The sequence below is a fragment of the Bacillus cereus group sp. MYBK222-1 genome (assembly GCF_051916425.1).
GTDB lineage: Bacteria > Bacillota > Bacilli > Bacillales > Bacillaceae_G > Bacillus_A > Bacillus_A paranthracis.
In genome coordinates, this window is the sequence record NZ_JBQAGP010000001.1 from 1370735 (window position 1) to 1384988 (window position 14254).

Consider the following 14254-nt stretch of genomic DNA (forward strand, 5'->3'; position numbering starts at 1 on the left):
GGACGATATTTATCGCGGTACCACCCTAGTTGTAGACTTCTTTCGTCTACCTCTCTTCATTGTTAACGATCATCTGACCGTCTTTCCCTTCATAAAGATATATACTATCTTTACTACGAAAAAGATGCTCTAGGACTGTAATTCGCTCTTGTTTTTGTACTGGTTCACACCGACCACCAGCTCTCTGTTACAGGGAAACAACAACTACTGCTTTTCCTTTCAACGCATACATATTTAATTTTCAAGTTGGGCCACTAAAATACAAAAAGTCCCTACTGAATAAATCAGTAGGGACGATATTTATCGCGGTACCACCCTAGTTGTAGACTAACTTTCCGTCTACCTCTCTTCACTGTTAACGATCAATTGACCGCTTTTTCTTCATAAAGACAATACTATCTTTACTACGAAAAAGATGCTCCAAGACTGTAATTCATGATTATCTCTGTACTGGTTCACACCAACCACCAGCTCTCTGTTACAGTAAGACTAACCACTACTGTGATCTCTTCATTGCACTTTGTTTATTCAAATGTTTTTTGAAATTGAATAAGTATGATTCGTATTATAGAACGCTTTTCAAAACACTGTCAACAACTTTTTATATATTTTTTTAAATTACATTTTTGCCCTACATTTCTTCTTGTAAATTCTCCAGAACAATTCCGATGCGAATTATCTCATTATCTATTGCATTTATTACACATTTTTCTACTCTATATCCAATTAATAATTCTTTTATTTGAATGATTTCCGTTTCAAGTAAATTAGCTTCCTGAAGCGTTTGCAGTAAAGTGAAAAATACGTTTGCATACAACTCTTTATACATTTTTATACTCTCTGTCTTCTCAAGTATTTCATGAAATAACTGTTTTAACTCCGTTTGATTCCCTTTTCCACCCACGTCCAAAAATGTTTTACAAATGATAGATAATCCTCTTTCTACTATTTCATCCATAAATAAAATAATACGTAAAAGCATTACATATTCTCTAGCTGTGATTCCCCCCATTTTCGGTCGCTCTCGCAAAAATATACTGAGCCAAGCTGCCCAAAATTTTTGTTGTTCTTTTGCACTTAACGTTTTGACATAATAGCATAAGAACTGCATAAATTTAATTTTATTTTCTTCATTTTCTCGTATAAGTAAAGGGTATAACCAGTCTGTTTTTTGTTCCCAATACAGTACACATTTAATAAATACAAAACTGAGCCATTTTAAGAAAGCTTCCCTCGTATGCGGATGTAATACTTTCAAATGTTCTACCGCATACTTAATAAATCGCTTCATTTCTGTAAATAAAGGTAAATTGATTTGTGTGTAACATAGGCCAGCCCATGCATATTTCGTAATCTCATTTTCCTTCTTTAACTCTAAGTACGGTAACAAATATTTTCGGCACCATTGCTTCTCAATATGATAAAGAAATGTAATATCTGCTACTAAACGAGCTATCATAAAATTTGTTCGTTCTGTACTAATTCTTACTTGTTCTTCAAACAAAAATAAATATTCATACACATTACGATCGTATAAATGATCATATGATAACAGTTTTAATAATACTGCTGTCATTTTCCCAACAGGATGCTGAATCGATTCATTGTAAAAATCTTGTTTTGCCAGCTTAAAATCCGTGTCACTTTTCATGACTTGAGGGAATACCGAAAAAGCAAACCGCTTTACATTGCGTATACTATTTTCCTCTAACTCTTCTAATCGATTACTAATTTCATATAGAAAGCTACTAATTAACCAATGAAAAGCTGTATTTCTAACGAATTTCTGTAATAGAGGAATAACTTTTTGTATTTGTTCATTTGTCAGTCCTCGGTTATTTCGCCACTCCCTAATACAAACAAACCATACTTCATTACTTATTTCGTGCATTCCAACTAATTGATATGCAAATGAAATACTCCATTCTGTATTCAATTTACATGCTTTCGATAACATCTCTAAAAAATGACGTTGTTCAAAAACACCATCTTGAGAAAATTGCTGAACTTGCTTCATAATTTCATCGTCTTTTAGTTGCAATAATCCATCAGCTGTCACATTACAAGTAATACTTTGTTCTGCCGCCTCTTTCTTTTGTACACTGTATCGCTCAGAATGAAAATGAGGATGTTTTTGCTTCATTAACTCGTAACCTTTTGCCGTAGATGGACTATTCGAATCACAAGTGAATAATAAATCCAACACGAAACAAACATCAAATGCTCTTTCCTCCGCAAGGTCCTTCAATACAATTTGAATGACTTCTTCCTTTGTTTTTTCTAAAGAGAGTGCGTAATGATTTTTTATAAGTTGAAAAACTTCGTGTTTATACGTGACGTCTAAAAGAATTCCTTCCTGTAACAACCATTTCATTTTCTCATCGGCGCTAACAAATACATTTTTATTCATCGCATCAATTGCAATTCGATTTTGAAGTACGCTGTTTGCTTCTATCATTTCTGTAATATAATAATTTGCTTTTTTCTCATCGTTTTCACATAGATAGGTTAAACATTCTTTTACAATTTGAATTAAAAACGCTAGATCATTTTGCTGAAACTCTTTTTCCACATTTTCCTTATCCCTTTTTTTCAGTGCCGCTTGCCTTAGTGATAACATCCGCATCTTCTCTATTCCCATCATCATAATTGGAACGGCATAATAGGAAATATGCGGTTTCATCTTTTCATTCCAAATTTGCTCCACAAAAGAAAATGTAGACACGGGTAAACGACTCGATTCCTCAAGTTCTATTGATTCCCCGGTATCATTTCCCCACTTTCTTTCACGCTTCAACTTAAGTTTGCCGTCCAAAATAAACGTTAGTAACAATAAAGCGATTTCTTTATGCTCAGGAAAAGAACATTTTTGCAGTAAGTAAGCAATTGTTTCGATCGATTTACTATCTTTTTCAGCTGTTTCTAATAAAAGCAGTGTCCACCTTGCAAACAACAACGGGTCCATTTTCATTTTCGTTTCGTTTAAGTAGCTACAAATTGTTCTCCATAATAACGGAGATAGTTTAGAATGATTTTTAAAAATCAATTGAAATAATTCTTTTTGATGACTAAAAAGAAATTGTTCCACTAACCATTTTGCAAGTAATTCATCTACCTCATTATAGTTTGATGTAATTAAAAATAAATTTTGTAATTTCCCTTCCGCTTCAAGCCATTCCACCCATTCATAATCGTGAGCAAATTCAACGAAGTAGCGGACTGTTTCAATTTTTTTTATAGATTGTTTTATGTATGATAATTGTTCCTGCTCTACTGACGGCGGTACTGTTACTATGTCACGAATTCGCATTCGTTTTGTAATATAATTATCCCCCATTAACTCCGCCCATCGTTTTACTGCTTTAACGAGAGATTGATGATTATTACCTTTATTCGGATATACAATCGGCCGTATTCCTAAATGCTCCCAGTGGTACGTATTTTCCCCTTGTGCGACAAATGCATAACGTCTTGTACTTGGTGGTAAACCAGTTGCTAAATATTTCATTACTGGGTCATTATGGCTATATCCAACGAATAAAACGGTATAATTCGAGAATAAATCAACTAAAAACCTTCTTGCCCATCCTTCTGTCAAGTAAGCCCTTCCAAAATCACCATCTGTTAAAATTAACGCTTCTTTTTCTTGTTCTATATTGCCATGTATGTAAGCAAGTCCTTTAAACGCTCTACCTGTAGGTAACGCAGGTGCGTAATATACGTTTAATTCTCTATTCATTTCTTTTATCGCAGTTGTAAAATGTCGATCAAAATTTGTTGTTACAATGCGGACTTCTGTATCTAAAGGAAACAACCTCGGAATCGCATAATGAAGCGGATTCGGCTTTGACTTTTCAATATGAACTAAATCTCTTGCAACTTGGTGTACATCTTTTGTTTTCGCAATTTTACCAAGATAATAATCATGCGGTTCTGTAATTTCACGTTTTTCGACATATAACGTTTTTGCAATTTCATCAACTAAATCATCAAAATTCGGTAAGTTTGATTTCCCTTTCATAGAAACTCCCGCTCCAACAAATAGCACTAACTTTCCTTTTTCAAGATGATCAATTAACTCGTCTGGAATTTCTACTTCTGAAGTAATCCACACCGAGGATTCCCCCTTACCTAAAAATGTCATATACTCTCATTTTACTATAACATTTTCCTTTTGTTTTTTTAATATTTAGACAAATAATTGACATGAAAAAGTTTTATGTAAATATATTCGTTACAATGTATGAACTCCTATATTTATTGCAAAACTATGGATAAAACGGAGGTGTAAATTTTGAATGATTTCACAGTAGTGCTTATCAAGTTTATATCGTGCATTATCGCATTTAGTATCGGACTCGCTTTATTTTTCCCAGCAACGTTCGTCCAAATTATTTCGTTCAGTCTCTTTGTTACAATCGTATCTTATATGTTCGTTGATAAAATCATATTAAATCGAATCGGTAATACCGGTGCCATTATGTCGGATTTCTTACTAACGTATTTAAGCGTATGGATTTTCGGTAATATTTTATTAGACAACTATATGCAAATTGCATGGGGAAGCATCCTTTCCGCGATTGTCTTTACATTATCTGAAGTAATCGTTCATCGTTTCTCTGGCTCTCACACAAGGCACCACAACGATAATATTCGTATTAATCGCCGCTTCGCATATGGTACGGAGTTTGCGGAAGAACAGAATATATTGGATAAAGATAAGAAGAAGTAATATTTTGATGCAGGAGCGCCTTTTTTAATTTTGTGGTGCTCCTTTTTTAAGTTTTCATTATGGTACGTGAAATTATATGAACGATTTTTCAAATATATCAACGATTATTGCAATATATCGACGTTTCGACAAAGGATATCGACTTACCGACATTATTTGACATGATTTCCTCTAATAAAAAACTGCCTCTTATTTAGAGACAGTTTCTTTCAAATCTTTTAACGTAACAACATTAGCAAACGCTCCAAACACTACGTTATGATGCTTCACAATGTCTTCAGCACGTAACACCTCTGTATCAAACGTACTATGTGCATCGCTCACTAACGTTACTTTATACCCTTCACTAAACGCTCTTCGCGTTGTCGTATCCACACAGTACTCCGTTTGCATTCCTGAAATGATAACATGATCGATTCCCTTGTCTTGCAATACTTCTTTTAGGTTCGTCTTGTGGAATGAATCTGGGGTCGTTTTTTCAACGATACTGTCCCCTTCTTGTGGTGCAATTTCCACATGGATCTTCCAGCCATCTGTACCTTTTTCTAACGGATGATCTTTTGGTCCGTTATGTTGTACATAAATAACCGGTATATCATTTAAACGGCATTCCCCAATAAGCTCTTGTAATGTCTCTAAAAACTTTTCCCCATTATGTACTGGCATTCCTGCTGTATACATACCTGCTTGTACATCGATTACTATTAATGCTTTTTTCATATCGCGCAGCTCCCTTTTATTTATATTCCATCATCCAACAATCTTCTAATACCCCTTCATGCAGTTCATGTTCCTTTAAAATCTTCACCTTTTTAAATCCACATTTTTCATAACACTTTATTGCACGTTCATTATTTACTTTCGGGTCCATTGCGATTGCTTCTGCTCCTATTTCGCTCAAAATGTATGTAATTGCGGCCTTAACAAATTTTGTTCCAATTCCTTTTCCCCAATAAGTTGGTTCTCCAATAAATTGATCCATCCCCCATACATTTTGTGATGCTTCATAGCCATATAAAGTTTTCCACTCCGAATCAACTGGATACATTTGAATATAACCGATCGGCACACCATCAAACTCTATTAAGCATCTTTTTTCATGACTATTTGGATTATGTATAAAATGATCCAGTACCATTTCTACTGATTGCGGGTTATCTCGTCCTTCGTAATATTGAAGTACTTCTTGGTCTGTTAACCATTTTGAAATGATTGGTGCATCCTCTTCTACTACGTACCTAACCGATACATTATCTTTTTGAAATAGCATATAGTACCTCTTTTTAATTCTTTATATTTTTCTTGTAGTGAAATCTTTCATTGCACCTATTAGTGCGTATGGTAACAATGTAATCGCAAAAAATGCTGTAAACACATTAAAATGAGGAATTTCATATGGAGTGAACCATTCTGTGAAAAATTGAGAATTTAATACTCTATTAAAAAATTCTCCGCCAGGTCTAAAGTTTGGTGCCCATGCAGTTACTTCACAAATAATAAACAACAATTGTAAAATTATAAATACCCCAAGATAGCGAAACCATGTTCGTTTCCAAATTGGTTGCGCCTTATTTAAATTCGCTTCCATTTCGCCCCACCTTTTTTATTTACATCATATTAATTATACACTTTCTACGTTTCATTTGTTAAAATTTTCTATATAATCATTCACGTTGGGGGAATACATTATGTCTAATCCTATAAAATCAACATTAATCATCCTTAGAGGAAACTCCGCAAGTGGTAAAACAACAATCGCAAAGCAACTACAAGAACATTTCGGACAAGGCACACTTTTAGTATCACAGGATGTTGTACGTAGAGATATGCTTAGAGTACACGACACGATCGGTAATTTATCACACAATTTACTATTTGAAATTACAAAGTACGGAAAAGGGAAATGTGAGTTTGTTATTTTAGAAGGTATTTTAAACAGTCGTAGATACGGTGATATGCTGAAAGAATTAATACATTTTTTTGAAGGAAACGCGTATACATATTACTTTGATTTATCGTTAAAAGAAACGATTCGACGACATAACACAAGGGAAAAGCGGCATGAATTTGGTGAGGACTCCCTACAAAAATGGTATAATCCGCACGATACAATTGAAGTTACTAGAGAAACTATTTTTACAGATAACTTCACACAAAAAGATATATTTGATGCAATTCTTAATGATGTGATGGTACGAAAATAAAACTGACAGAATATGTCAGTCTTATTTTCATTATGTTATATTCTAGATTTATTATAAAATCTTCACTTTAACTGTTTGTCTTCCCCAATTCATCGCTTTACTTTTTGAACCCATTAATACATCAATGCGATTACCTTTAATTGCACTTCCGGTATCTCCAGCGATTGCTTCTCCATAACCTTCTACCCATACTTTAGATCCTAATGGAATTACTTTCGGATCTACTGCGATAATTCTCATATTTGGATTAGCCGTTAAATCATGCCCCATCGCAGTTAAAACGCGTCCACCATATGTACCATTCTCACTCGGATCAGCAGTATATGCTGTCGCCACCACCGTTAATTCACGTTTAGCAGACTGCGCGTTATTTTTAGACTCTTCTTTTGCCTTTAGTGCTTCTCGTGCTTTTGCCTCTTCCTTGGCTTTGGCTATTTCTCGTGCTTTCGCTTCTTCCTTAGCCTTTGCTATTTCTCGTGCTTTCGCCTCTTCCTTAGCTTTGGCTATCTCTTGTGCTTTCGCCTCTTCCTTAGCTTTGGCTATTTCTTGCGCTTTTGCTTCTTCCTTAGCCTTTGCTATCTCTTGTGCCTTTGCTTCTTCCTTAGCTTTGGCTATCTCTTGCACTTTTGCTTCTTCCTTAGCTTTGGCTATCTCTTGCACTTTTGCTTCTTCCTTAGCTTTGGCTATCTCTTGCACTTTCACTTCTTCCTTAGGTTTCGCTACTTCTTGCACTTTCACTTCTTCCTTAGGCTTTGCTACTTCTTGCACTTTCACTTCTTCCTTAGGTTTCGCTACTTCTTGCACTTTCACTTCTTCCTTAGGTTTCGCTACTTCTTGCACTTTCACTTCTTCCTTAGGTTTCGCTACTTCTTGCACTTTCACTTCTTCCTTAGGTTTTATTGTTTCTTTTGCCTTTGTTATCTTCTGTGTTTTAGCTTCTTCCTTAGCTTTAACCGTTTTTTGTACTTTCGCTACTTGCTTCGTTTTCTCGTCAGCCTTTTTTTCAATTGGTGCTTTACTTGATAAGAAAGAAACATTTACATAAGCTGTTTTTCCCTTATACTCAAATTGCAGCCATCCATCTTTTACTTGGTTCGTTGACTCAATTACATCATCTTTTTTCAGTCTGCCAAGAATTTCTGATTCCGTGTTTGATTCAGAACGTACATTTAATAAATCTGCTGTTACATGGTAAATATCTTTCGTAAACTCCGAGCTTACAAATACTTCTTTACCATTCAACTCAATTTTTGACCAGCCATCTTCAGTATTTATGACTTTTAGTTCTTCCCCGTTTTTTACTTTTTCGACAACTTTTGATTCCGTAGTCGGTTTTTCACGTACGTTGAGTACATCTGCTGTTACGATTGTTTCTGCGGTAGCAGTTGTAGTAAATGCTCCCAATCCAAAAACTGTTGCTGTTGCTGCGCCAATTACTTTTTTCATATTAACCTCCATTATATTTTTTGAATTCTATCAAATACTCCCATTAAAATAAGAGATTTAATGAAAGCATTCGCAACAGATATATTAATACGACTTAATATACTGTTATTAAAACTCCTTACTCCAATACTATCAAATTCTCATTTCTAATTCTATATATTATAACTTTCTATATCCCCTATAAACGTTTTATCCCCTTCTTCATACTTAATAGTTTTCTTTCAATTACTAAAACATATATAAAACCAACCTATCCTCAATATAGCCAAAAATACATATATGACATGTTACGACTTAGTAATGAGCGTACCAATGAACCTTTAATACATTACAACATTCAGGGAATCTTACATTAGATGGAGCGTGTTTTACTGAAAACAACGGTTATGGTAGTGTAAGTAATAGTGTTAAAGACAATCTTTTCTGACGAACAAAAAAATTTTTAGTTTGGAGGAATACTATACCAAAACTATATTGTAATTATTGATCCGAACAACATCCCCTCGCGCAAAATTTTACTAAATATCAGTTTTACATCCAAGAAAGTTTGTGAGATTGATGGATTACCTGGGTTTTGATTAAATACATATCACTATAAAAAGGCTGTGCTCTATATGACGCACAGCCTTTTTCTTTATTCAAACGATCCTCTTCTTTTCTTCTCTAATAAGACTCTTCCTATATTAAAAATAAATGCGATAAAAAATATAGTTGCGCCCATTAAAAATGCTAAATTATAACTACGAATTATTCCTTGCTGATATTCCTCCTTTACTTGTTTGTAAATTTTTCGCTCTCCATCAGATTTTAAGATGATTTGCTGTTTTTTATTTATCGCTTGCAATACTTCTCCACTTTCTAAATTTGACAAATCACTTTTTTTAATCACAGTTACTACTTCCCTATTTACCTTCTCTTTTTCAACTAACAATTGATGATTCAGAAACATCACAAGTATCGCAACCCCAACAATACTTCCAACTGTTCTTGAAATATTACAAATACTTGCAGCAACACCTGAGTTTTCAATAGGCACACTTAAAACTGCCGTTGTTGTATATGGTGCTAATGTGCACCCAGTTCCAATTCCAACGATTATTAGCCTCCAAATATAATCCCATGTAGTAAAGTTTGAATCTATTTGACTAAATAAATATGACGCTACGATAAATGTTAATAGCCCTATACTACCTATTAATGAACTTCCCCGCTTTGCTGCAAGTGGTGTTACTATTGCTGTAACAAGCATCGAAACAATCGCTAGCGTGCTAATTATTAAACCTGACTGTAATTCAGACATACCTTCTACTTGAACGAAATAAAAAGCAAGTATAAATAAAAAGTTCATTAGTCCCATTCCAACAAAGAATAAAGAAAAATTCGAGATTGAGAACTCTTTATTTGTGAATATTCTTAATGGCAACATTGGATTTTCACTTTTCTTTTCAATGATAAAAAATAATATAAAACCTATGAATGAGAGCATAAAAAGAAGTATTAAGCTTATCGTGCTTAAATGATTTGTATTTACTTGTATGAGTGCATATACGAGTAAGCATAGTGCAGATGCAGAAGTAATCATCCCTGCCCAATCTATTTTAGAGCTTGTAGCATGATCATACGATTCCTTAATACAAAGAATCACGAAGATGAAAGATAATATACCCACTGGTATATTAATAAAAAACACCCAACTCCAATTTAATTTGTCAGTTAAAACACCTCCAAGTGAAGGGCCAATTGCCGCTGCTAATCCCCCAAAAGCTCCCATGATGCCTCCTATCATACCTTGTTTCTCTTTCGGTACTAAATTAAGGCCTAATGGCATAGCAACTGGTACGATAACTGCGGCGGAAATTCCTTGTATTATCCTAAAAGCTACTAATATATGAAAAGAATTGGCTATACCACACATAAATGAACTAATAGAAAACCCCAATAAACCAATAATATACAGTTTCTTGCGACCAAACTGATCCGCCAGGCGTGCTGCAATTAATACAAACGATACAAAGGCAACATTATAACTATTAGCAACCCAAGAAATTGTATCAATTGAAGTATGAAATGTCTTTGTCATTTCTGGTAATGCAATATTCACAATATTCGAATCTAAAATTGCCATAAAAAAACCTGCAATTAAAGCTATTAATGCAAATATATTCCTCATTTCTGCCACCCTTATTCGTTTTATTTATTTAAAATCCCATTCATAAATAAATTTACACATGTCTCTATATACTCTTCTAATTGAATTTCTTCTTCCGATATACTTACATTCATAATGTATAAAAACAGTTGTCCATAAAACATATTCGCTATCAAACGGTAATTACAGTTGGAAATGTGTCCCTTCTCACCAAGTTGCTTTAAATATCTTTCTAAGTGATTCACTAGATGTGAATTCAACTCATGTAGTAATGCTTTCATTTCACTATTTTGTCTTGATTCTATTAACGCAGCCCAAATATAATTTAGCTTTGGTAAATTGGTTTGAATATATGTTTCCGCCACTTTCGTAAGGTCCTTATGTAAATCACCAGTAAATTGCTCTTCTATTTCCTCTAGCAAAGCAACTGGTGTCGTCCGTAAAATAATACTCTCCCTAAAAAGATTTTCCTTATTTTTAAAATTACGGAATATCGTTAATTCGCTTACTCCTGCTTTTTCTGCCACTTCACGAATGGTTGTCGCTGTATACCCCTTTTCCCCGAATAATAGCGTAGCAGCTTCCATAACTTTTTCTCGTGCTGTTAATTTCCCCATTTTTATTCCTCCATTCAATATGTAAGTAAGTAATTACTAACATATTATCACAAAAGAAAAATGAAAGTAACTAGTTACTTTCATTTTCTGGAATTTCATTATCTAATTTCTTGAAAATAAAAATTTCTCAAATATTAACAAAGCGTCTCATTCCCAAGTTTCCAGCTAAACCATCTCCCATGCCCTTCTGTTTCTCCAACCGTTTCACGATATTCGTTTCCGTTAATATAATAATCAATATGAAGGTCCCGGTCCCACATGTTGTTATACAGGTGGAATACATCACGTTTTGCACCGATTTCTTGGATTTGTTTTTCTAACTTACGTTTTACTTGTTCAGGTATTTGATTTGCGACGTGTGTATGAAAAATGCAGATAACCGCATCTTCACTTATTCGTTCAATAATAGATGGTAATAACGCCACGCCGTCTCCTTCTATTAATTGAACAGATTTATTTTTTACTAAAGATGCAGCTTGGTCAAACAGTTCAAGCCTTTCTTTATGTTCTGGCCAAATGAGTGCACGTAGCCATAAATAATCTTCATCACTATGTAAATCGTTTACATGTAAATCTAGTCCAATTCTTTCTACGACAGGTGGACTTTCTTTTAATAAATGAGGCACATTCTCCCCTCTTATTTCAGAAGTTACATGTACATTCGAGTTTATATTTCCGTATGTTTCATCTGTACCGTACGAATAGCTATATTGGTCCCAAAATAATTGTAATCCAGAACTTGTCCCAATTTCTATTAACGCTAACGGTTTATTCACTTTGTTAAATATGTAACTGAAACTTGGATATAAGTACGCACATCGTCTTACTTCATTCGTTTGAACGAGTTTCGTTTGTAATAAATTAATCATTTCTTCTCTGTACATTTTACAGAAATCTTTAAAATGATCAAAAGCTTGATCTAAATCCGTATTAGCATGTTCAACTAAGCTACTATAATACGTTTTTACATGATGTTCTTTCCCTGCTAACAATAAATAATGTACTGCACCTAATAATAAGTTTGGGACTGGTTGACCTACCTGAGCATAGGACGATAGTGTAAGTACTTCCTCATCTTCAGCAATTTTCATTGATAAATATTCATATAAGTCACTTGACCCTTTACATTCCTTTATTGAAAAATTTCGAAATAAGTTTGCGATTTGTTCTTGTGTACGCATGTGTATCCCCCTTTTTAATATTCAGAATAATCATATAATAGATTTTTAAAAAAGTCCCATAAAAAAGTATCCTTTCTACCCACTTTTGGATACGTAAGCTTTTTCGAGATAATTTCAAACTGTAATTTTTTTCTATTCATTAACTGAAAAGTGCTTGTTAAATAAGAATTTTGGCAAATAAAGCGTTAAATATTTTAAAATTATCAGATAACACTAGATATTTTAGTCTATTAATTATTATAATAGAGTATGAGATGGTTATACAATTGAGACAAAAAAGGTAAATACCTAGGTGGGGCCTAGGCGGTGTTTTCTTTTTACGGCTTAGACACAGTAAACACCTACTCTTTTTTGCCAATATAGGGGATGGAGAGATTATCATGAGCAACATGCAGCAAAAAACAGACGTTATCTTAATTGGTGCAGGAATTATGAGTGCAACGTTAGGCTCATTGCTAAAAGAATTAGCACCAGAATGGGAAATTAAAGTTTTTGAAAAACTCGCAAGTGCCGGGGAAGAAAGCTCTAATGAATGGAATAATGCAGGTACAGGGCATTCTGCGCTATGCGAACTGAACTATACTTCCGAAAAATCTGACGGATCTATAGATATTAGTAAGGCTGTAAAAGTGAATGAGCAATTCCAGCTTTCAAGACAATTTTGGGCATATCTTGTAAAAAGCAAATTAATTCGTAATCCACAAGATTTTATTATGCCTCTACCTCATATGAGTTTAGTACAAGGTGAAAAAAATGTGCAGTTTCTAAAAAACCGTTTTGAAGCGCTTTCAAAAAATCCGCTGTTTCAAGGAATGGAGTTTTCCGATTCTCCTGAAACATTAAAAAAATGGCTTCCACTCATTATGGAAGGTCGTACATCTAATGAGCCTATGGCGGCAACGAAAATTGACTCTGGAACAGATGTTAATTTTGGTGCATTAACACGAATGTTGTTTGATTACTTAAAAACGAAAAATGTCGAGCTAAACTACAAACATAGTGTCGAAAACATTAAACGCACGAAAAATGGTTTGTGGGAAGTGAAAGTACACGATATGAATAGTGGTAAAATTGAGCATCACACTGCTAAATTCGTCTTTATCGGCGGCGGTGGCGGTAGCCTACCCCTACTTCAAAAGACTGGTATCCCTGAATCAAAACATATTGGTGGATTCCCGGTAAGTGGACTATTTATGGTATGTAAAAACCAAAAAGTTGTAGAGCAACATCATGCGAAAGTATACGGTAAAGCTAAAGTTGGCGCTCCGCCAATGTCTGTACCTCATCTAGATACGAGATATATAGACAACAAAAAAGCTTTACTGTTCGGACCATTCGCAGGGTTCTCTCCTAAGTTCTTAAAAACTGGTTCAAACCTTGACTTAATTGGTTCTGTAAAACCAAATAACGTCTTAACGATGTTAGCTGCTGGTGTAAAAGAAATGGGACTAACAAAATACTTAATTCAGCAAGTTATGTTATCACACGAAAAACGTATGGAAGAATTACGCGAATTCATTCCGAACGCGAAAAGTGAAGATTGGGATATTGTAGTTGCTGGTCAGCGTGTACAAGTAATTAAAGATACTGATGCTGGCGGTAAAGGAACACTTCAATTCGGTACAGAAGTTGTTAGTGCGGCTGATGGATCAATCGCAGCATTACTAGGTGCTTCACCGGGTGCTTCTACTGCCGTTCATGTTATGCTTGAAGTATTAGAAAAATGTTTCCCAAGTCGAATGGTAGAATGGGAAGGAAAAATAAAAGAAATGATTCCTTCTTACGGCATTTCATTAACAGAAAATCCAAGATTATTCCAAGACCTTCACACTTCTACAGGTCGTACCCTTGGATTAAATGAAAAAGAAACAGTTCATAATTAATGAAGAAATAAAAACGTCCGATACATTCGGACGTTTTTTCGT

At 34.4% G+C, this 14254-nt stretch carries 11 protein-coding genes, 1 pseudogene and 2 other annotated features (1 of these 14 only partly in view); of the genes and pseudogenes, 4 read left to right on the top strand and 8 right to left on the bottom strand.

What is annotated here, in order from left to right; translation table 11 throughout:
- Nucleotides 1-232, bottom strand: a binding site (T-box leader); it reaches 5 nt to the left of the window's first position.
- A gap of 54 nt (nt 233-286) precedes the next feature.
- Nucleotides 287-523 (bottom strand) — a binding site (T-box leader).
- Nucleotides 524-631: 108 nt separating this feature from the next.
- Nucleotides 632-4144: a DUF4020 domain-containing protein gene (locus tag ACTFR9_RS07125; RefSeq protein ID WP_080012511.1), complete on the bottom strand. Its 3513-nt coding sequence runs from the start codon at nt 4142-4144 to the stop codon at nt 632-634.
- A gap of 150 nt (nt 4145-4294) precedes the next feature.
- Between ACTFR9_RS07125 and ACTFR9_RS07130 the strand changes: the two genes are divergently transcribed.
- Complete coding sequence (locus tag ACTFR9_RS07130; RefSeq protein ID WP_000997699.1) at nt 4295-4732, top strand: YndM family protein; 438 nt, start codon at nt 4295-4297, stop codon at nt 4730-4732.
- 189 nt (nt 4733-4921) lie between these two features.
- On the opposite strand, the gene ACTFR9_RS07135 is transcribed toward ACTFR9_RS07130, so the two are convergent.
- Genes ACTFR9_RS07135 through ACTFR9_RS07145 form a run of 3 tightly spaced genes read right to left on the bottom strand, consistent with a single transcriptional unit; the run spans nt 4922 to nt 6320 of the window.
- Nucleotides 4922-5452: a cysteine hydrolase family protein gene (locus ACTFR9_RS07135; RefSeq protein WP_073535833.1), complete on the bottom strand. Its 531-nt coding sequence runs from the start codon at nt 5450-5452 to the stop codon at nt 4922-4924.
- A 16-nt stretch (nt 5453-5468) separates the two neighbouring features.
- Entirely contained in the window at nt 5469-6002 is a 534-nt protein-coding gene (locus ACTFR9_RS07140) for a GNAT family N-acetyltransferase (RefSeq protein WP_061130973.1), read from the bottom strand.
- A 21-nt stretch (nt 6003-6023) separates the two neighbouring features.
- On the bottom strand, nt 6024-6320 hold the full coding sequence (locus tag ACTFR9_RS07145) for a YfzA family protein (protein WP_061130972.1): 297 nt from the start codon (nt 6318-6320) through the stop codon (nt 6024-6026).
- Between the two features lie 100 nt (nt 6321-6420).
- Here ACTFR9_RS07145 and ACTFR9_RS07150 point away from each other — a divergent pair, with 100 nt between their 5' ends.
- Complete coding sequence (locus tag ACTFR9_RS07150) at nt 6421-6936, top strand: kinase (protein ID WP_061130971.1); 516 nt, start codon at nt 6421-6423, stop codon at nt 6934-6936.
- Between the two features lie 51 nt (nt 6937-6987).
- Here ACTFR9_RS07150 and entB read toward each other — a convergent pair whose 3' ends face one another.
- Nucleotides 6988-8382, bottom strand: a complete 1395-nt coding sequence (entB, locus tag ACTFR9_RS07155) for a cell wall-binding protein EntB (RefSeq protein WP_440048961.1) — start codon at nt 8380-8382, stop codon at nt 6988-6990.
- 479 nt (nt 8383-8861) lie between these two features.
- Here entB and ACTFR9_RS07160 point away from each other — a divergent pair.
- Nucleotides 8862-8960 (top strand): annotated as a pseudogene (locus tag ACTFR9_RS07160) (GNAT family N-acetyltransferase); the annotation flags it as partial.
- 56 nt (nt 8961-9016) lie between these two features.
- On the opposite strand, the gene ACTFR9_RS07165 reads toward ACTFR9_RS07160, so the two are convergent.
- The 3 genes from ACTFR9_RS07165 to ACTFR9_RS07175 all read right to left on the bottom strand — a co-directional run bounded on the left by ACTFR9_RS07165 (nt 9017) and on the right by ACTFR9_RS07175 (nt 12329).
- Nucleotides 9017-10552: an MFS transporter gene (locus ACTFR9_RS07165; protein WP_229136684.1), complete on the bottom strand. Its 1536-nt coding sequence runs from the start codon at nt 10550-10552 to the stop codon at nt 9017-9019.
- A gap of 20 nt (nt 10553-10572) precedes the next feature.
- Entirely contained in the window at nt 10573-11148 is a 576-nt protein-coding gene (locus ACTFR9_RS07170; RefSeq protein WP_048557974.1) for a TetR/AcrR family transcriptional regulator, read from the bottom strand.
- A gap of 134 nt (nt 11149-11282) precedes the next feature.
- On the bottom strand, nt 11283-12329 hold the full coding sequence (locus tag ACTFR9_RS07175) for a DUF2332 domain-containing protein (protein ID WP_048557975.1): 1047 nt from the start codon (nt 12327-12329) through the stop codon (nt 11283-11285).
- 380 nt (nt 12330-12709) lie between these two features.
- Here ACTFR9_RS07175 and ACTFR9_RS07180 point away from each other — a divergent pair, with 380 nt between their 5' ends.
- Complete coding sequence (locus ACTFR9_RS07180) at nt 12710-14212, top strand: malate:quinone oxidoreductase (RefSeq protein WP_000069168.1); 1503 nt, start codon at nt 12710-12712, stop codon at nt 14210-14212.
- Nucleotides 14213-14254: the final 42 nt, after the last annotated feature.